The following is an 18915-nucleotide window of genomic DNA, read 5'->3' on the forward strand; positions in this document are numbered from 1 at the left end:
GCGATGATCATCGATCCCAGTGGGCGCGGTCCCACCATGAAGCAGTTGTACGTGGCCGGTACCGCCGGTCTGATCGTCTTCGGCGTCATCCTGGCCTTCCTCACGGCCCGCTACCAGGGCTACTTCGTTCCCAAGGTCAACGTGGTCGCGAACCTGTCGACCACCGGTGACGGCCTGCCCTCCGATGCCGACGTGAAGTTCCGCGGCGTGCTCGTGGGCGTGGTGAAGAACGTCGAGATCGGCAAGAGCGCCGAGCAGAAGGTGAACATCGAGCTCAAGCCCGAGTTCGCCGACGGCATCCCCAACACCGTCACCGCCCGCGTGGTGCCCTCCAACCTCTTCGCGGTCACGTCCGTGGAGCTGGTCTACAACGGTGCGAACAGCCAGCACCTGAAGGAGGGCTCGCAGATCCCCGAGGACCGCAGCCAGGGCACCATCGCGCTGCAGGACACGCTCACCACGGTGCGCGACATCCTCGACGAGGTCGATCCGGTGCAGCTGGGTCGCGTGCTCGGCACGCTCACCCAGGCGCTCGACGGCAGCGGCCGGGTTCCCGGCTCGACCATCCAGCGCCTCGACCACTGGCTGACCACGGTCGCCGACGCGGGCCCGAACGTGGGCGGCATGCTGGACAACTTCTCCAACTCCGCGCACGCGCTGAACCAGTCGGCGCCGGAACTGCTCGACGTGCTCGGCTCTTCGGTGCAGACCGCGAACACCATCGCCACCAAGCGCGAACAGCTGATCGCGCTGCTGGCCGGTGCGAGCGCCACCACCGACCGGGTGAACGACCTGTTCGCGTCGAATCCCGATGTGGGCAAGGAAGTCACGGTCGGTATGAACGCCACCCTGGGTGCGCTGGCCGCCGACCCCGCGTCGATCACCAAGACCTTCCAGGTCTTCGGTCCCTCGCTGGCCCAGCTCAACACCACCTTCCACGGTGGACCGAGCGGCAAGCAGATGGTGTGGAACGCCGGCCTGACCTTCACGCCGTACCAGCCCAACACCGTTGCCGACTGCCCGCGCTACGGCGACCTGCTCGGACCGAGCTGCTTCACCGCACCGGCCGAGGCCTCGCTGCCGGCGATCCCGGACAACCTGCGTCCGCGCAAGCTCGACTCGGCCGCGGGTCTCCCGCCGCTGGTGTCGATCCCGGGCATGCCCGACATCCCGGGTCTCACCAGTCCCGGTGTCGCGCCGATGCACACGGCCAACGGCACCGAGATCAAGCCGTTCCAGGGCACGCCGCTCGAGGGTCTCGTCCCCTCGATCCAGATTCCGGGCCTGCCCGGTGTGCTGGGTGGCGCTCCCGCTCCCGCGGCCGCTCCGGCCGCGGCGCCCGCTCCGGCGAGCGTGCCCACCGCGACACCGATCTCCTACTCCGGTGACGCGGCGATGACTCAGCTGCTCGGTCGCAAGCCGAACGCGTCCGAATATCTGCTGCTCGGTCCGATTTTGAAGGGCGGAACCCTGCAAGTGTCCGAAAACGGGGGTGGCGCATGAGTATCCGTAAGCCACTGATCGGGTTCAGTATCTTCGCGCTCGTGTCACTGCTCGTCACCGTGGTCGTGTGGAACACACTGGCTCGCACGGTCGACGGTGACACCCGCAAGTACACCGCGATCTTCACCGACGTCCTCGGGCTGCGGCCCGGCGACGATGTCCGGATGGCCGGCGTACGCGTCGGCAAGGTCGAGAAAATCGAGCTCGACGGCAAGAACGACGCCAAGGTGTCGTTCATCGTGCAGAGCGACCAGACCCTGTTCAACGACACCAAGGCGCTGGTCAGGTACCAGAACCTGATCGGTCAGCGCTATGTGGCGCTGACCCCGGGCGCGACGCCGAGCCCGGAGGCGCTCAAGAGCGGCTCCACCATTCCGCTCGACCGCACCGAGCCCTCGTTCGATATCTCGGCCCTGCTCAACGGTTTCCAGCCGCTGTTCCAGGCGCTCGAGCCCGCCGAGGTCAACGCGATGTCGGAGACCCTGATCCAGGCGCTGCAGGGCGACGGGGTTTCGCTGTCGGCGTTCATCGTTCAGGCGGCCCAGCTGGCTACCGATTTCCAGCGTCGCGACGCGATCCTGTCCGACGTGATCACCAACCTGTCCGGTGTGATGGCCGGGTTGGCAAAGCGAGGGGATGAATTGGAGACCCTGATTACCCAGACCAGGGCGTTGATCGGCGGACTCTACGACCAGGGTCAGTCGCTGCAGGCGTCCACGGTCACCCTCGCCGATTCCACGACCGCGCTGGTCGGGATGATGACCAAGATCCAGCCGAAGCTGGCTGCGACCCAGAACTCGACCACCGCGGCGCTGAATCTGCTGCTGGCCAACGGCGCCAAGCTCGACCAGGTCGCGATCGACATGCCTTCCATGCTCGCCGACCTCGGCCGGATGACATCGGAAGGCACCCACGCCAACGCCTACCTGTGTGGTCTGGACATCTCGCTCTACGGGGTTCTGTTCCCGCGCGGTCTGGTCAGCCAGATCGGTGGCACCGGCCATTCCGAGGTGTGCAGATGAGCAAGATCAAGTCAGCCTTCGTCGGTAACCGCAACTTCTGGCTGGGTGTGATCGGTGCGCTGTGCATCGTGTTGCTGCTGGTCGGTTCGAGCATCTACCAGTTCATCGGGCTCGGAAAACAGTCCATCGACGCGGAATTCGTGCAGGCCGCGGGCATCAAGACCGGTGACAAGGTCGCGGTCTCGGGTGTGCAGGTCGGCACGGTCTCCGGCGCCAAGATCGAGGGCGATCACGTGGTGGTCACCCTCGACGTGGACAGCTCGCTCAAGCTCGGTCCCGATGCGCACGCCGCGATCAAGATGGCGACCCTGCTCGGCGCGCGCTACGTGGACCTGCAGCCGGGCGACGGCACGGGTCTGAAGAACAAGACGATCCCGCGCAACAACACCGACGTGCCGTACAACATCGCCGATGTGGTGCAGGTCGGTACGCCCAAGTTCGAGGCGCTCGACACCAAGAAGCTCGCCGCCTCGCTCAACACCATCAACTCCCAGCTCGGCGATTCGCCGGAGCTGGTCGCCCAGGCGCTCGACAGCGTCGGCGCGGTCGCGAAGGTCGTCGACCAGCGCAAGGGTGAGGTCGACAGTCTGATCAAGGACCTCAACCGGGTCACCCAGCTGCTCGCCGACAACCGCAACTCGATCCTGCTCGTCATCACCCAGGGCGAGGCCATCGCCAACCGGGTGATGGAACGGCAGAGTCTGCTGCGCCAGCTGCTGGACAATGTCGCCACGCTGACCCGTCAGCTGGAGGAGATCGGCGCCCAGAACGGCGATCAGTTCGGCGGCACCATCAGCCAGCTCAACACCATGGCCGAGGGCCTGCAGAAGAACAAGGACAATCTCGACAAGCTGCTGCAGATCGGTCAGCCCACGGCGCGGTACTTCAACAACGCGCTCGGCAACGGTAACTACGGTTCGGTCGCACTGCCGTGGATTTTCCCGGACAACTGGCTGTGCTTCGTTCAGGTGATCCAGGGGTGCCAAGGATGAAACTGACCAACAAGCTCCGCATCGCGCGGACCATGATGATCGCCACCACCGCGCTGGCCCTCGGCAGCTGCTCGCTGATGCCGAGCCAGTTCGACGACGCGCTCGGCCGCTCGACCAAGATCACCGCCGACTTCGAGAACATCGCCGGCATGTACGAGGGCAACGAGATCATGGTCCTCGGCCTCGCGGTGGGCAAGGTCGACAAGATCGTGCCCAAGGGCACCTACGTCGAGGTCCACATGACCGTCGACGCCGGCGTCAAGATCCCGAAAGACGCGATCGCGGCGATCATCTCGCCCTCGATCGTCACCGACCGCCACATCGAGGTGAGCCCGCCGTTCACCGGCGGTGAAGCGCTGAAGTCCGGCGATCACCTGCCCAAGGCGCGCACCAGGACCCCGGTCGAGCTGGACACGATGATCAAGACCATCGACCAGTTCGCCGCCGCCCTCAAGCCCGAACCCGGCCAGGAGGGTCTCGGCCCGCTGTCGGGCCGGGTGCTCTACCCGGTGCTCAACGGCAACGGCCAGAAGATCCGCGAAACCCTCGACGCGCTCTCGGGTGCGTTGAAGGTCGGTGTCGACAACAAGGACGCCATCGCCAACATCATCATCAAGCTCAACGAGCTCACGACGATGCTGGCCGACAACGATCAGTCCGTGCGCGACTTCAGCGACCGGGTGACCGCCATGTCGGGGCTGCTCGCCGACCAGGCGCCCGGTCTGCAGGCCACCCTCGATCAGCTCAACCAGTTCCTGAACAACACCTCGACGACCTTCGCCGGGCATCAGGAAGAACTGGCCGCCTCGCTGACCGGCCTGACCACCGTGACCAACCAATTGCGCGCCAACTCGGGCGCGATGGTCGAGATCGTCGACATCGTGCCGCTGCTCATGCAGAACATCGACGGTGCGATCAACAAGGAAAAGGGCTTCGTCCGCCTGCAGGCGCTGATCGGCACCGCCCTCTCGGGCGAGATCGTCAGCGCGTTCTGTGAGCGGATCCAGATGCGTCCCGATGGTTGCCGCACCACCGGCAACGTCCAGGACTTCGGCCCCGACTACGGGCTCACCGCCGCACTGCTCGGACTGACGAAATGAACCGACGAATGACGATGAAGGCCCGCCGCGCGCTGCTCTCCGCGGCCGCACTGGCCACGGTCACGATCACGACCGGCTGTGGCTTCACCGTGGAGGACCTGCCGCTGCCCAAGCCGGGCACCGGCGGCGAGACCTACACCCTGCACGCGAAGTTCGAGAACGCGCTGAACCTGCCCGACCAGGCCAAGGTGAAGGTCGGTGGTTCTGATGTCGGCGTCGTGTCGGCGATCACGACCAAGAACTTCGAAGCCGTGGTCGACATGGAGATCAACACCGACTTCAAGCTGCCGAAGGGCAGTACGGCGGAGTTGCGCCAGGCCACTCCCCTCGGTGACGTCTTCATCGCGCTGAGCAGCCCGAAGAATGTGGCGGGCGCGCCCGACATGGCCGCGGGCGACACGTTCACCTTGGAGTCCACCTCGGCCGGCGCCACGGTGGAAGAGCTGCTGGTCTCGGTGTCGATGCTGTTCAACGGCGGCGGTGTCGCCAGTCTGAGCCGGCTCGGCACCGAACTCGGCTCGATCCTCAACGGGCACGGCACCGAACTCGGCCATCTGATCTACGAGATGACCGGCGTGATCGGCGAACTGAACGCCAACAGCACCAAGGTCGACTCGGTGCTGACGGAGTTCAACACCCTCGCCAACACCATCGAGGCCAACAAGGGCCAGCTCGGCCAGGTGGCCGACACGCTGCCCCAGGCCATCGGCGCGATCGCCGAGAACAACCGGGCGATCGGCGACCTGCTCAGCAAGCTGGCCACGGCCACCGCCGCCATCGGTGACTACTCCAACACCACCGGTGATCAGCTCTCCGACCTGCTCACCAATCTCGACAACCTGATGAACGCGCTGGCCGCGACCGGTAACGACTTCGGCTACGTGATGGATCAGCTGCACGCGATCCGCCCCGGCGCCAACCAGACGTTCAAGGGCAAGAGCCTGGCGCCGTACGCGACGCTGACCAACCTCGACGTGGGCCTGTTGACCGACCCGGCGAACAGCAAGCTCTGGGACTTGAAAGATGTGAACGATTTCGTCGGCAGCTTCATCCAGGTGCTGCAGATCGTTCAGGGCCGAGTGGGAGGCCACCGATGAGCAGGCTGAAGAAGTTCGCGAGCAGCAAGATCTTGCTGGCGAACAGCGCGCTCGTAGTCGTGCTGTTGCTCGGTGGGACGTATCTGCTGGTGAACGTGATGCGGGTCAATCCGCTGCGGTCCGAGTACGACGTCACCGTCAACCTGGATCGCTCCGGCGGTCTGCAGCCGGGCAACGACGTGACCATGCGCGGATTCCGGATCGGCAAGGTCACCTCGATCGAGCTGATCAACGACGGTGACGCGATCGCCGCCAAGACCCGGATCGACAAGGACTTCAAGATCCCGGTCGACACCATGATCCAGGTGGCGGCGCTGTCGGCGGCGGGCGAGCAGTACATCGACTTCCGTCCGAAGAGCGATGTCGGCCCGTTCCTCAGTGACGGCGCGGTGATCAAGTACAGCCCGGAGCAGATCCAGACGCCGGTTCCGGTGTGGGCGGTGCTCGACGACACGAGCGCGCTGATCGCCCAGGTGAATCCGAAGCAGTTCGACGTGATCCTCGACGAGCTCGACATCGCGCTCGGCGCCGGTCCCGACCAGCTGCGCGGCCTGATCAACGGCGTCAGCCTGGTGGTCGCGGGTCTGGACAACCTGCTCCCGCAGACGGTGAATCTCATCGCCAACCTGCGGGTGATCGCCGAGACCACCTCGAACGCCCAGCCTGATCTGCAGACGCTCACCCAGAATTCGGGTGCGCTGCTCACGCAGTTCAACAACGCCAACGCAGAGCTGCAGGGCGTGCTCGACAACGCGCCCGGTCAGTTCGAAACGCTCGGCGCGGTGCTCGACGCGACCGCCGACCCGATCAGTTCGCTGGCGGCCAACTTCGTGGCGATCACCAAGGCGGCGCAGCTGCGTCAGCCCGCCCTGCGGCTGCTGTTCCCGTCGCTGGCACTGGGCCTCGGGTCGATCAGCGCCCCGGCGCACGACGGCGAGTTCCACACCATCCTCGACATCTGGCCGCGGCCGACGTGTAACTACGACACCCAGTACCGGCGCAACGAAGAGGTGCAGGACGGCAGTATTCCGAAGTGGAACTACTGCACCAATCCGACCTCTGACCTGCAGATCCGTGGTTCGGCCAATGCCCCGCGGCCGAACGTGCCCAACAACGGCGCGCAGATGCCGCCGGGTGTCGACCCGAATGAGCGCACGCCCATTCCCGCCAAGTAAGGCTTGTGGATGCCCGGCCAGGTTGTTCACAGCTTGACCGGGCATACTCGCGGGGAGACGTGTGGCCCGGCTCACGGGCCACACACAGGAAATCGGTGCGTTATGTGCGCCGGGAAAGAGCAGGATTGATTCGATGACCAGCGACGATGCCCAGAGCAAGTCCGATGCTGCCGCGGCAGACAAGCCCGATCTGGCGAAGACCGACGACACCGTGAAGGGTGCGGCGGCGACTCCCGAGGTCGATCAGCCGACTGTCACAGCACAGACCGTGACCGAGGCGCCGGCTCCGGCCGCTGCCCCGAGCGCGGCATCGAGCTCGAAGGGCTGGATCGCCGCAGGTGTGGCCGGTGTGGTCGCGGTCGGCGCGATCACCGCGGGCGTGGTGTTCTTCCTGCAGAACAGCAACAAGGCCGAGAAGCTCGACGCGATCGCCGAGTCCACCAAGGCCGCCTGTGATTACGGCGCCATCCTGGCCAACTACGACTACTCCAAGGATCTCGACGGCTACATCGCGTCGATGAAGGCGGGCGCCACCGGCGACTACCTCAAGGAGTTCAGCGACGCCAGCGATGCGCTCAAGGGCGCGATGGTGCAGGCCCAGGTCAAGTCGACCGGTGAAGACGTGCAGTGCGCCTACATCTCGGGCAGCACCGACGACGTCAAGGCCATGGTCACCATGACCCAGTACCGCACCAACTTCACCCAGACCCAGCCCGACCGGATGATGTTCGCGATCGAGATGAGCCTCGAGCGCTCGGGCGACAAGTGGCTGGTCAGCAAGCTGGACTCGCCGTTGCTCAAGAACGGCGGCGGCGACGCCACCGGTGGTACGGCGCCCGGTCAGGCCGTTCCCTCTCCGGCTCCCGCGCCTGTCCCGACACCCGGGAACTGAGCGCACGGGAAACCGAGCCAATCGAAACGCCGCGGGCAGATTCATCGCCCGCGGCGTTTCGTTGTGCGGTCCCACTCCGGTCGCACCGCACCTAGAACAGGGTCAGAGTCCCTGCTACCGGTACATCAGCTGCGACCGACTTCCCTGTGGAGACCGAGTTCGTGGGGACAGGCGCCGCGGGTTCCCGGCGCCGAAGCCTTGCTGGTTCCGGCGCGACCGGGGCTGACTCGCGGCCGAGAGCCGGGTTCTCGCGGACAGCTCGGGCCGCTTCGCCTGCGAGTTTGTCGGCTTGTTCGTTGAAGTAGTTGCCCACGTGACCGCGCACCCAGCGGAACCGCACCGGTCCTTCGCGGCCGGTGATGGCCCGGTCGATCTGCTTGATGATCTCGACGTTCTTCACCGCGCCGCCGGTGGAGGTGCGCCAGCCGTTGCGTCGCCAGCTGGTGATCCATTCCGAGGCGCACTTGATGGCGTACTGGGAGTCGCTCTCGATGAGCATCGGTTCGGCGCCGGGGTGGGCGAGGATGGCTTCCAGCACTCCGCGCAGTTCCGCGATCTGGTTGGTGCCGCTGGCCGCGCCACCACTGTCGGCGGGCCCGGAATGATTCACCCATGCCCAGCCGATGGCACCACCGGGATTGCGCAGGCAGGACCCGTCGGTGCTCACGATGATCATGACCGCCACCCTAGGCGATGCGGCCGACAAGATCGGTACCGTGGAATGCCTCTATCTCCCTTCGCAACCGCGATTCCGTTCGGCGCAGTGCCGATTTCGCGGCCGCGTCGACGAGGCCGTGGCACAGGCGGCCGAACATGCCGCGTGGTGGTGGATAGTCGGCTTCGGAGGTCAGCACCGACCGTTCGTAGCCGAGTGGATCGAATCGCAGGGTAACGGTTCCGTATACCCGCCCACGCAGGGTATACCCGATGACGGCATTGCGCCGATATTCGGTGATCTCCACCGATGATCGCAGCGGGATCACGCCGAACAACCGGACTTTCACCGCGAACGCGGCGCCCAATCCCTGATCCGGTTCGCCCAGCGGCGCGACGTCGGTGACGCCGAACAGCCACTGCGGCGCGTGGCGGAAATCCTCGGTGTAGGCGAAGGCGGCATCGACCGGTGCGCCGACGTCACTCGCAAACCTGATGTGGCCCATCGGCCCTCCCTGCTCCGGATGGGTTTCCTCGCCCACGCGTACAGGAGCCAAAAGTACTACAAATCTCCTCTTTATTTAGCGGAATGGAGTTGTTCGACCAGGTATTCCGCGATCGGCATCGCCGACGTGGCGGCCGGGGACGGTGCGTTGAGCACGTGGATGGAGCGCGGCGTGCGTTCGATGAGGAAGTCGTGCACCAGCGTGCCGTCGCGCAGCACCGCCTGGGCCCGGATTCCCGCGCGGTGCGGGAGCAGATCGCCGGTGCCGAGTTCGGGGCAATATTTGCGGCACTCGGCGAGGTAGCCGCGCTTGAACACCGAATTGCGGAGCTCGCGGACCCCGGTGGCGAGATGGTCGCGGGCCACCCGGCGCACGCCGGCGAAGCTCAGCACGTCGATGGCGTCACGACGGTTCACGCTGCCCTTGCGATAACCCTCCCGCGACAGCCCGAGCACCGCGTTCGGGCCGACGGTGAGTTCACCGTCGATGGTGGGACTCAGGTGAACGCCGAGGAACGGCAGCGCGGGGTCGGGCACCGGATAGATCAGGGTGCGTACCAGATCCGATCGCTCGGCGGGGAGCCGGTAGTACTCGCCACGGAACGGAACGATACGAAAGTCGGTGTCGATACCGGCCTTTCGTGCCATCCGGTCGGCCTGCAGGCCCGCGCACACGATCAGCGTGCCCGCGGTGACCGAACCGCCCGGACCCGAAACCGTGACGGCGGAGACGCTCTCGGTGATCGCCTCGACAGCAGTGCCGAGCAGAATTTTGCCGCCCATCGACTCGACCTCGGCGGCGAGCGCGGCGGTGACCAACGTGTAGTCGATGATCCCCGTGGCGGGCACGAACAGCGCGCCGACCCCGCTGATCCGTGGTTCGCGCCGCCGCAGTTCGGCCGCGTCGATCGCCTCGACCTCCACGCCGTTGGCGATCGAACGCTCGTACAGCGCCAGCATCCGCGCGTGCTCGGCGGAATCGGTGGCTACCAGCAACTTTCCGCATTCACGGAACGGAATGTCGTGGGCCGCGGCGAATTCCTTCGTCCATCGCGCACCGGCCCGGCACAGCCGTGCCTTCAAACTGTCCGGGGGGTAATAGATCCCGGAGTGGATGACGCCGCTGTTGTGCCCGGTCTGATGCGCGCCGAGGGTGTCTTCCTTCTCGATGAGCACCAGGCTCGCCTCGGGATACTGGGTCAGCAACCGATGCGCGGTGGCCACGCCGACGATGCCGCCGCCGACCACACAGAAGTCGTACGCACCGTTCGAGGTGCCGCGAGGAGTCACACGCCGACGGTAGTCGGCAGTTCCTCGGTCGAGGATCGCGGTGTCTCGGCGTCGCCCTCGCCTTCGTGCGATTCCGTGGCGGTGCCGGGGGTCTCGGCCGGTTCGGCGCCGGTGCCCTCGACCCGCAACGTATGGCTGCCGAGGCCGGGATCCGACAGCACGAAAACCAACTCGCCACGGCGCGCGTCGAATTCGGTGTGCAGCGCGGTGACCGCGGCCGGATCCACGGCCAGACCGAGGTATTTCGCCGCCACCGTCACCAGATTGGTGTCGACGGTGAACGCCACGGTGTCGCTGCGCGGCGGTGTCACCTGCGCGCCGACATAGGTGCCGCCGATCCCGACCCGCCCGGTCAGCGGTGAATTGCCAGGTCGTGCACCGACTCCGGACTGCTGCGCGGTGATCGGCGTGCGCGTGGCGGCGGGGTCGGAGCGCTCGGTGGACAGCGTCGGCGCGCCGAAGGACATGGCCAGCTCCACGCCGCCGACGCGGGGTGCGGAGTCCTCGGTCGAGAAGGGGCGGTGGTGGCCGGGATTCGGCGTCGCGGCCGGTCCCGCGAATTCGGTGGGCGGCGGTGCCAGTTCCGGCATGTGATTGACGATGTAGGCACCCGCGGCCACGGTGAGGCAGAGGCTGGCGGCGCCGGAGAAGATGATCGCGGACAGGCGCACGATCTGAGCAGGTCGATGTGCGGTCACGATGCGGTTCCCTCCTGTGGCTGTGGGTATACCCGAGTAGAGCGGGCCCGCATCGTTGAAAGCCACGTGCTGATACCTACGGTACCGAGTACCGCGCGCGGTGACCGCCTCCCACGGCTGAGATCAGAGCCACATCCGAAACGGTGCCGTATCAGTCCTAGTCGGGGCGGGTTTTCGGCTGGGCAAGTGTTTCTCACACCCTGTATCGGGTATCTGAAGGGAGCAGGCGAGCGTCATTCACGACTGCCACGGTGGTCACCCCCGGCCAACGAAGTCCGGGGCAGTCGGCACGAATGGCGCTCTGGGAAGGCGCTCGCCTGTTCTTGTTCCGGCCCTCAGGCGAACTGGCCTGCGCGGCGGCCCGGTCCGGGCGGGCCCGCGAAGGCTTGGGCGATGCCCAGCCAGTGGTCGGCGTCCGGGCCCTCGGTGGTCAGGGCGGTGTCTTCGCGGTGGCGGCGTTGGGTCGCCACGAGGCAGAAGTCGATGGCGGGGCCGGTGACGCGCTGTGGTGCGTCCTCGGGGCCCCAGGTCCAGACAGTGCCGTCGGGGGCGGTCAGTTCCACGCGGAATTCATCGGTGGGGCCGGATTCGCCGTTGACCAGGTAGGCGTAGTTCCTGGCGCGGACGCTGATGTGGGCGACCGTGCGCAGGCGGGCGGTGGGCACGCGGGTGACGTCGAGCGCGTCGGCGACGTCCTGGCCGTGGGCCCAGGTTTCCATGATGCGGGCCGAGATCATCGACGCGGCACTCATCGGCGGGCCGAACCAGGGCAGTTTGGTGCCCGCGGGGACGGCGGCCAGCGCGGCGATCAGCTGCTCGCGTCCGGTCTGCCAGCGAACCAGCAGGTCGGCGGGTGGGGTCTGGGCGATTTCCTCGGCGCCGTCGTCGACGATGGTCAGGCCGCGCGGGGCCGCTTCGGCGAGGAAGGCCGCGAAGCCCTCGGCGTCGGTGGCGGCGATCAGCGATACCTCGTCGGTCCAGGTCAGGTGGGCGATCTGGGTGGCGATGTCCCAGCGTGGCGCGGGTGTCGGCGTCTGCCACTGCTCGGGGGTCAGCGGTGCGACCAGGTTTTCCAGATCCGCGCATTCGGCGGCGTAATCGTCGAGCAGCGCTGCGAGGTCAGCCATGGAGTTCCCTTGCCGATCATGGCGCGACCCGGTACCGGTGCGCCGTCGTCACCAAGAGTCGCAGCGACCGTCAAAAAATGCAAGCATGCGTGCTTGTTATTACCAGCCGAAGGTCAGCAGGTGGAGCGCGCCGACGCCGATGCCGAGCGCTCCGCCGTGTAGATACAGCAACCACGCGTCCTGTTCGACCGACGCGTAGAACATCTCCATGAACTCCCCGGGCGTCAAGGTCCGCAGCTTGCGCGCCGCGAAGTCGTCGATCTTCTTCGCCTGTTCCAGCACGAACTGCTCGTCCTCGATCATCGTGCGCGCCGAGACCAGCCCGGCGCCCGCACCCGAGACCGCCAGATTCTCGAACTGTTTCTTACCGAGTGCGGCTCGCACCATGAACGCGGTCGCGCCGAGCTGTTTGTGGATCTCCTCCGACACCACCCGCTCGATGAGCTGACGAGTCTTGTCCCCGTTCGGCCCTTCCAAGAGCTCGACGGACAGGTTCTCCACGGTCAGCACCTGGTAGGCCAGGATGTGGGCGAGGTCGGTGGCGGCCTGTGGCTGACGCTTGGCCAGCAGCGCCTGACGCCACAGATACTTGTAGCGCGGCTGCGGATCACCGGGTTCGAACACCATCTTGATCGCGATCACGTTCACCGTCACGCCGATCATGGCCGACGCGAACAGCACGATCACCCAGGCCGGGATCGCGCCGAAGTACGGGATCTTCGAGTGCACATGCAGGTAGAGCGCCAGAATCAGGCCGAACGGCGCGCCGAGCAGACCGATCCGCGCCATGAACTTGAGCTCGGGCGCGGCGATGGTGGTGGTTAGGTCCTTCAGGATGGCCGGGTTCTTCTCCAGGTACCGGATCACGAAGTTCTTCACGTCGAGCAGCTGGTCGATATTGTCGCCCAGGCTCTCGAACGCGCGCCGGCACAGCGCGGGCAGCTGCCGGTCGACCCGCTGGTAGATGGCCTGTTTCACGGGTCTGGGTAGCGAGCGCCACAGGTCGGGGTTCTCCCGGTACATGATCTCGTCGACGATCGGCTGCACCTGGTCGCGCGCCCGTTCGGCGAGATAGTCGCCGATCCCGTCGAGGTCGAGTTCATGGATGAAGTCGCGTGGGCTGCCGATCCGCAACAGCGCCGAGTCGACGCAGATGCTCGCCATCTTCTCCGCGCGTGCCGGGATGAAGCCCTGGAAGCCGAGCATGCGCCCGTCACCGGAGAACGTGGGCAGCACTTGCACGCGCCGCGGTAGGTACGGGTACAGCACGTGCAGCAGCGGCACCCGGAAGCCCTTGAAGTACAGCGGCCAGAACAGCATCAGCACGCCGGTCCAGTTGGTGAGCCAACCGGCGAGCGCGCTGAAGATGGGGAAACTGATCAGCTCGACGACGAACTTCGACTGCCCCGTCAGCTCTTCCCAATCGATGAAGAGTCCGGAGGCCAGTGTGGTCATCGAGGAGCCCCCTAGTGCTGACGCGCGAAATACGTGAAGAACGTGAGGATAAGGCAATCACATTCTGACCGGTCGTGACGGGGTGTCAACGCAAGTCGGCGCTACGCTGACAAGGCTGTTGTCTGCGTCACTGAGTTCTTCCCCGTCGCCTGTGCAAAGGGAGTCGCTGTGAGCAATGTTCCGAAGAATCATTTCGAGCGTCCGGTCGCGGTGATCGGTGGTGGCACCCTGGGCAGACGGATCGCCCTGATGTTCGCCACCAGGGGCGGCGAGGTGCGCATCATCGATCCCGCCGGCGAGGTCGGCAACGCGGCTGTGGCCTTCGTGGAGAAACAGCTGCCCGAGGTGGCCGCCACGGTGCCCGACGGCAAGCCGGGCACCGCGGAGTATGTGCCCGATCAGGCGATCGGCGTGAAGGGCGCGTGGCTGGTGGTCGAGGCGGTGCCGGAGATCCTCGACCTGAAGAAGAAGGTCTTCGCCCAGCTCGATGCCGATGCCGATGCCGATGCGATCGTCGCCTCGAACTCGTCGTCGTACGCGAGCCGGTTGTTCACCGAGGGTTTGAAGACCAACGACCGGATGCTCAACACCCACTTCTATATGCCGCCGCAGTCGACGGTGCTCGACGTGATGTCGGACGGTCACACGTCCCGAGACGTCCTCGACTTCGTCCTGAAGACCTTCCCGGAGTACGGCCTGCACCCGTACCTGGTGCGCAAGGAGTCGACCGGCTTCATCTTCAACCGCATCTGGGCCGCCATCAAGCGCGAGTCGCTCGAGGTGGTTCACGAGGGTGTGTCGATTCCCCATGATGTCGACGAGATGTTCATGCGGAATTTCGGCACCAAGGCGGGTCCGTTCCGGATGATGGACCAGGTGGGCCTGGATGTGGTGCTCGATATCGAGAAGCACTACGAGCAGGAGAACCCGAACCTGCCGAAGGGGCCGGTCGAGCTGCTGAAGAAATATGTCGACGCGGGCAAACTCGGAGTGAAGTCGGGTGAGGGTTTCTACGACGACTACCCGAAGCCGAAGCAGGACTGAGCCCGTGACCGAGATAGTGGCGTTGGACCTCAAAGCAGGTGCGATGCACGCCATTTCGCTGGACGGCAAACACGTGCGCACCGTGGTCGACGGCCTCGATCGATTTCCCGACGGTGTCGTCGTCGACAAATTGCGTGGCCATATCTATTGGACCAACATGGGCACCCCCGACGCGCGGCCGGAGCCGGGCATCGAACCGGAGTTCTTCTCCCGCAACGGTTCCATCGAACGGGTCGACCTCGACGGCGGCAACCGCACCACGATCGTCCCGATCGGCGCCTTCACCACCGGTAAACAGCTCGCCGCCGATTTCGAAGGGGGCAGGCTGTATTGGTGTGATCGCGAGGGCATGCAGGTTCTCACCTGTGATCTGAACGGTGACGACCTGCACGCCCTCGTGGTGACCGGCGAGGGCGATGCCGACGCCTACCTCCCGCGCAACTGGTGCGTCGGCATCTGCCTCGACCTCGACCGCCGCCTGCTCTACTGGACTCAGAAGGGCGCGGCCAAGGGCGGCGAGGGCCGGATCTTCCGCACTCGGATGGATCTGCCCCCCGGCGCGGATCCGGCCGCCCGCACCGATATCGAGCTGCTCTGGGAGAACCTGCCCGAGCCGATCGATGTCGAACTCCACGGTGTCGGCGATCTCGTCTGGACCGACCGCGGTGCCGCCCCCCACGGCAACGCGCTGTACGAGGCCAAGGTCCAGCCGGAGGTCGGCACCCCGGCGATCATCTCCACCGGCTACCGCGAGGCGATCGGCGTCACCGGTTTCGATTCCCGCTTCTATGTGAGCGATCTCGGCGGCACGATCCGCCTGGTCGACGTCGGCACCGGTACCGATACCGACCTGGTCCGGATCGGCAGCCCGCTCACCGGTATCGCGCTGGCCGACCTGTAGCGCCGCGGTTTCTGCTCGGGGGCGGGAACCGCCGGCCGCAGGACGGCTTGCACGGCGAGGCCGACACACCGGCCGACGGGCATCCGGCTGCCCAGCAGGATCAGGTTCATGACACTGCCGCCCTGGCGTAGATGGCGGCCCGGTCGCGGTGGGTGAGTACCGGGCAGATCTCCACCTGGTCGGGGCCGGGCAGCAGCGCGGGGTCCTCCCCCGGCAGCAGTTCGGTGGCCAGGATCGCCTCGCGCACCGCGTGCAGGGCTTCCTCGGTCTCGGCGATGCCGATCACGATTCCGGAGCCGTCGGCGCGGCGCAGTTCGTAGAAGTCGAGCAGCCCCGGCACTCCCGCGACGGCGGGCTCGATGCGGTTGGCATTGGCGAAGTCGACGGCGGCGAGTTCGGTCGCCGTGCGTGGCTGGTCGAACCAGACGACATGTGCGTACATGATTTCATCTCCTGAACTGGGGGAATCGGATAGATCAAGCGTCGCGCCGAACGGCGTCGCGCGGATCAGTGCCGGTACGTATTCGCAGTACTGAACTCGCGCCCGCGCGAGATACTGATGCGGTGCAGACTCCGGCCGTCGGACGGCATGAGGAGATCGCCCGCCTGCGCGCCGCCGTCATGGCCGCGGCCTCGGGTGCGGGCAGATTCGTGCTGGTCAGCGGCACGGCGGGGATCGGCAAATCGTGGTTGGCCGAGCATGTCGGCACGCTGGCCGCCGAGGCGGGATTGCGGGTTGCCCGCGGCAGTGCCCTCGACGACGCGGGGATGCCGCCGCTGTGGCCGTGGCGCCGGGCCGCGCGCGAGCTCCCCGAACTGGCCGCCGCCCTCGATACTGTCACCGAACCCGGTGGCGGGCCCGCCGCCCAGCGCTTCCGGATGTTCACCGAGGTCGCTGATGTCCTCGTCGCGGCCGCCGCGCCGTCGGGTTTGCTGCTGGTGCTCGAGGATCTGCACTGGTCCGATCCCACGTCGCTGGCGCTGCTCACCCACGTGGCGACCGAAACGCCGCGCACCAAGGTGCTCATCGTCGCCACCGCCCGCGAACCGATGGGCGAAACCCTGCTCGCCGACCAGCCCGACTGGCTGCGGCTGCCGCACTTCCAATCCCTGCCGGTACCAGGACTTTCCGAACACGAGGTCCGCTACTGGCTCGAACAGCGCGGCCTCACCCCGGATCTCGCGCACCGCGTGCACGAGCGCACCGGCGGTACTCCCCTGCTGGTCCGCCTGGTCATCGATGCCGACATGGGCACCGGCGAGGACCCACTCCTGTCGGTCCCCGGAATCCGTCGCCTGATCCTCGCCCAGCTCGACCGTATCGATCCCATGGCCATCGAGGTTCTCGGTGCGGCGAGCGTGCTCGGCGAACGCATCGATACCGAATTGCTGGCGCAGGTCTACGGATCGGTGCTGCTGCCGGAGGCCGTTCCGGCTTCCGATGCGGTGACGGTGGCCCTCGATGCGGCATCCGCGGCCGGAATCGTCCGTCGTTTCGCCGACGACACAACGGGTTTCACACACGCTTTGGTACGCGATGCCGTGTACGCCGACCTCGCCCCCTCGCGGCGAGCGGCCTGTCACCGTGCGGCAGCTGAGGTACTGAGTGGGCGAGGTGGCCCGGATTCGGCGGTGGCGGGGGCGATCGCGACCCACTGGCGGCAGGCGAGCGGCTGTGCGGACTCGCCGTCAGGTCGCCATTGGTCTCGCCGGGCCGCACGATCGGCCCGCGCGAGTGCCGCCTATGCCGAGGCAATCCGATTCGGGCAGTGGGCCATCGATGCCGCGGGCGTCACCGCGTCCGATGCCGAGCGCGCCGAGCTGCTGATCGAGCTGGCGCGCGACGAGTTCGCCGCCGGTTGGGTGGCCACGAGCCTCGACCACTGCGTCGAGGCGGGCGCGTCGGCCGAACGAGCAGACCGCCCCGACCTGCTCGCGGAAGCCGGCCTGGTGGTGCAGGGCGTCACCACCCCGACCGTGATGACGCGACTGGATACGCTCTGCGGCAAGGCATTACGACTGCTCGAACCCGAGAAGCATCCCGACCTGATCGCCCGCATCCTCGCGCAGCGCGCCCTGTCGGCCGCCGACCGCGGCGCGGGTGCGCGGGCAAGGGAACTCTCCGACCGGGCCATGCGCGCCGCCGAACGGTCCACCGATCCCGACGTCGTCCTCGACGCGATCCACGCCCGCCACCTCTCTCTCGCGGCCGTGGACTTCCTGGCGGAGCGAACGGCGCTCGCGGCCAAGGCGATCGAGATCGCGGCCGACGCCGAGCAGCCGCTGGCACAACTCTGGGGATACGTGTGGACAGCTGACGCGGCCCTGCAACGCGGCGACCTGCTCGCCTTCGACAACGCCCTCGACCACATCGAACTCCTCGCCGACCGCCGCCGCCTCCCGATCGCCCGCTGGCACCTGTTGCGCCTGCGGGCCACCCGCGCGGCCCTGGTCGGCGACTTCCCCGCCGCCCTCGCCTTCGACACCGCCGCCCACGAACTGGCGGTCGGCATCGGCGACTACTCCCTCGCCGGCCTGCACCACGCCTTCCGTGGCATGTACGCCGTGATCGTCGGTCATATCGACCGCGACGAGCTCACCGCGGCGCTGGCTTCGCTGGCCTTCGCCCCGAAGATCACGATCGCCCAGCTGTTCGCCCCGATGCTGCACGCGATGGCAGGCGATCTCGAGGAGGCGAAGGCCCTGTTCGCGCCGTTCCGCCTGCTGCCCGACACCCTCGAGATCGGCCCGCGCTGGTCCGGCACGGTGTATTCGGTGGGCATCGTGGCCGAATTCCTCGACGACGCCGAGACGGCCGACCGCGTCTTCCGGGCCTTCCGCGGCCGCGAACACCACTACGCCGCCGACGGCACGGGTGCGCTCATCTGTGTGGGTTCGATCGCGCGGATCCGCGCCGACAACGCCCGCGTCGCAGGCCATCTCGACGCCGCCGTCGACCTCTACCACCAGGGCCTGACGATGGACACCGCGATCGGGGCCCGCCCCTTCGTCGCCCTCGGCCACCTCGGCCTGGCCCGCACTCTCCTCGCCCGTGGCGACCTCCCCGCCGCCCGCGAAGCCGCCGACCGGGCCGCCGCCGCCTTCCGCCGCCTCGACATGCCACACCGCCTGCGCGCGGCCGACGCCCTGCTCGCCGGCATCGCCACCGCCACCCGCACCGCCGACCCACTGACCCGCCGCGAACGCGAAGTGCACGACCTCGTCGCCACCGGCCTCACCAACCGGGAAATCGCGACCCACCTGGTCCTTTCCGAGCGCACGGTGGAAACCCACGTCCGCAACATTCTCGCCAAACTCGCCGTCACCAACCGCACCGAGCTCACCCGAGGTTCCCACTGACCGCACCCCGGCCGCCGGGTTCCCGGCGCAGCAGAGCGCGAAGAACTGCGGCGCCAGCCGCCGGAGATCCAGTTACAGTGACCCAGCGGATGGTCAGCGT

General features: G+C 66.9%; 17 protein-coding genes. 10 read left to right on the forward strand and 7 right to left on the reverse strand.

Annotated features, from left to right (window positions below; translation table 11 throughout):
• Window positions 1–3 precede the first annotated feature (3 nt).
• The 7 genes from ACWF99_RS19865 to ACWF99_RS19895 all read left to right on the forward strand — a co-directional run bounded on the left by ACWF99_RS19865 (window position 4) and on the right by ACWF99_RS19895 (window position 7781).
• Window positions 4–1503 carry an MlaD family protein gene (locus tag ACWF99_RS19865; RefSeq protein WP_378634692.1) on the forward strand — a complete coding sequence of 500 codons (1500 nt, stop codon included), beginning with the start codon at window positions 4–6 and terminating at the stop codon, window positions 1501–1503.
• A complete protein-coding gene (locus ACWF99_RS19870) occupies window positions 1500–2525 on the forward strand; it encodes an MCE family protein (protein ID WP_378634694.1) in 1026 nt (341 codons plus the stop codon). Before ACWF99_RS19865 ends, ACWF99_RS19870 begins: the two co-directional genes overlap by 4 nt.
• Entirely contained in the window at window positions 2522–3517 is a 996-nt protein-coding gene (locus tag ACWF99_RS19875; protein ID WP_452537053.1) for an MCE family protein, read from the forward strand. Before ACWF99_RS19870 ends, ACWF99_RS19875 begins: the two co-directional genes overlap by 4 nt.
• On the forward strand, window positions 3514–4617 hold the full coding sequence (locus tag ACWF99_RS19880) for an MlaD family protein (protein WP_452537054.1): 1104 nt from the start codon (window positions 3514–3516) through the stop codon (window positions 4615–4617). Before ACWF99_RS19875 ends, ACWF99_RS19880 begins: the two co-directional genes overlap by 4 nt.
• An 8-nt stretch (window positions 4618–4625) precedes the next feature.
• Window positions 4626–5714 (forward strand): MCE family protein, encoded by a 1089-nt coding sequence (locus tag ACWF99_RS19885; protein WP_378634703.1) that lies wholly within the window; start codon window positions 4626–4628, stop codon window positions 5712–5714.
• A complete protein-coding gene (locus ACWF99_RS19890; protein ID WP_452537055.1) occupies window positions 5711–6889 on the forward strand; it encodes an MlaD family protein in 1179 nt (392 codons plus the stop codon). Before ACWF99_RS19885 ends, ACWF99_RS19890 begins: the two co-directional genes overlap by 4 nt.
• Window positions 6890–7022: 133 nt before the next feature.
• Entirely contained in the window at window positions 7023–7781 is a 759-nt protein-coding gene (locus tag ACWF99_RS19895) for a hypothetical protein (RefSeq protein WP_378634709.1), read from the forward strand.
• Between the two features lie 91 nt (window positions 7782–7872).
• Here the strand turns inward: ACWF99_RS19895 and ACWF99_RS19900 are convergent, their stop codons facing one another.
• The 6 genes from ACWF99_RS19900 to ACWF99_RS19925 form a co-directional block, all read right to left on the reverse strand.
• Window positions 7873–8457 carry a ribonuclease H family protein gene (locus tag ACWF99_RS19900; protein ID WP_452537056.1) on the reverse strand — a complete coding sequence of 195 codons (585 nt, stop codon included), beginning with the start codon at window positions 8455–8457 and terminating at the stop codon, window positions 7873–7875.
• Between the two features lie 10 nt (window positions 8458–8467).
• Window positions 8468–8941, reverse strand: a complete 474-nt coding sequence (locus ACWF99_RS19905; protein WP_378634715.1) for an SRPBCC family protein — start codon at window positions 8939–8941, stop codon at window positions 8468–8470.
• 71 nt (window positions 8942–9012) lie between these two features.
• Entirely contained in the window at window positions 9013–10230 is a 1218-nt protein-coding gene (lhgO, locus tag ACWF99_RS19910; RefSeq protein WP_452537057.1) for an L-2-hydroxyglutarate oxidase, read from the reverse strand.
• Window positions 10227–10928, reverse strand: a complete 702-nt coding sequence (locus ACWF99_RS19915; protein WP_452537058.1) for a hypothetical protein — start codon at window positions 10926–10928, stop codon at window positions 10227–10229. The genes lhgO and ACWF99_RS19915 overlap by 4 nt, the downstream gene beginning before the upstream one ends.
• A gap of 335 nt (window positions 10929–11263) precedes the next feature.
• Window positions 11264–12055, reverse strand: coding sequence for a TIGR03084 family metal-binding protein (locus ACWF99_RS19920; RefSeq protein ID WP_452537059.1), 792 nt, complete (start codon window positions 12053–12055; stop codon window positions 11264–11266).
• Window positions 12056–12154: 99 nt separating this feature from the next.
• Window positions 12155–13510, reverse strand: coding sequence for a hypothetical protein (locus tag ACWF99_RS19925; RefSeq protein ID WP_378634724.1), 1356 nt, complete (start codon window positions 13508–13510; stop codon window positions 12155–12157).
• A 168-nt stretch (window positions 13511–13678) separates the two neighbouring features.
• Between ACWF99_RS19925 and ACWF99_RS19930 the strand changes: the two genes are divergently transcribed.
• On the forward strand, window positions 13679–14554 hold the full coding sequence (locus ACWF99_RS19930) for a 3-hydroxyacyl-CoA dehydrogenase family protein (protein ID WP_452537060.1): 876 nt from the start codon (window positions 13679–13681) through the stop codon (window positions 14552–14554).
• A gap of 4 nt (window positions 14555–14558) precedes the next feature.
• Complete coding sequence (locus ACWF99_RS19935; protein WP_452537061.1) at window positions 14559–15455, forward strand: hypothetical protein; 897 nt, start codon at window positions 14559–14561, stop codon at window positions 15453–15455.
• A 106-nt stretch (window positions 15456–15561) separates the two neighbouring features.
• On the opposite strand, the gene ACWF99_RS19940 is transcribed toward ACWF99_RS19935, so the two are convergent.
• Window positions 15562–15897, reverse strand: coding sequence for a hypothetical protein (locus ACWF99_RS19940; protein ID WP_452537062.1), 336 nt, complete (start codon window positions 15895–15897; stop codon window positions 15562–15564).
• A gap of 122 nt (window positions 15898–16019) precedes the next feature.
• Here ACWF99_RS19940 and ACWF99_RS19945 point away from each other — a divergent pair, with 122 nt between their 5' ends.
• Window positions 16020–18815 carry an ATP-binding protein gene (locus tag ACWF99_RS19945; protein WP_452537063.1) on the forward strand — a complete coding sequence of 932 codons (2796 nt, stop codon included), beginning with the start codon at window positions 16020–16022 and terminating at the stop codon, window positions 18813–18815.
• Window positions 18816–18915 lie beyond the last annotated feature (100 nt).

Source organism: Nocardia sp. NPDC055002, assembly GCF_053608825.1.

Coding starts and splice junctions, on each gene's coding strand:
- ACWF99_RS19880 (WP_452537054.1), top strand. CDS start 3,514: ATGAAACTGACCAACAAGCTCCGCATCGCGCGGACCATGATGATCGCC.
- ACWF99_RS19900 (WP_452537056.1), bottom strand. CDS start 8,457: ATGATCATCGTGAGCACCGACGGGTCCTGCCTGCGCAATCCCGGTGGT.
- ACWF99_RS19885 (WP_378634703.1), top strand. CDS start 4,626: ATGACGATGAAGGCCCGCCGCGCGCTGCTCTCCGCGGCCGCACTGGCC.
- ACWF99_RS19870 (WP_378634694.1), top strand. CDS start 1,500: ATGAGTATCCGTAAGCCACTGATCGGGTTCAGTATCTTCGCGCTCGTG.
- ACWF99_RS19920 (WP_452537059.1), bottom strand. CDS start 12,055: ATGGCTGACCTCGCAGCGCTGCTCGACGATTACGCCGCCGAATGCGCG.
- ACWF99_RS19875 (WP_452537053.1), top strand. CDS start 2,522: ATGAGCAAGATCAAGTCAGCCTTCGTCGGTAACCGCAACTTCTGGCTG.
- ACWF99_RS19925 (WP_378634724.1), bottom strand. CDS start 13,510: ATGACCACACTGGCCTCCGGACTCTTCATCGATTGGGAAGAGCTGACG.
- ACWF99_RS19905 (WP_378634715.1), bottom strand. CDS start 8,941: ATGGGCCACATCAGGTTTGCGAGTGACGTCGGCGCACCGGTCGATGCC.
- ACWF99_RS19890 (WP_452537055.1), top strand. CDS start 5,711: ATGAGCAGGCTGAAGAAGTTCGCGAGCAGCAAGATCTTGCTGGCGAAC.
- ACWF99_RS19865 (WP_378634692.1), top strand. CDS start 4: ATGATCATCGATCCCAGTGGGCGCGGTCCCACCATGAAGCAGTTGTAC.
- ACWF99_RS19895 (WP_378634709.1), top strand. CDS start 7,023: ATGACCAGCGACGATGCCCAGAGCAAGTCCGATGCTGCCGCGGCAGAC.
- ACWF99_RS19940 (WP_452537062.1), bottom strand. CDS start 15,897: ATGTACGCACATGTCGTCTGGTTCGACCAGCCACGCACGGCGACCGAA.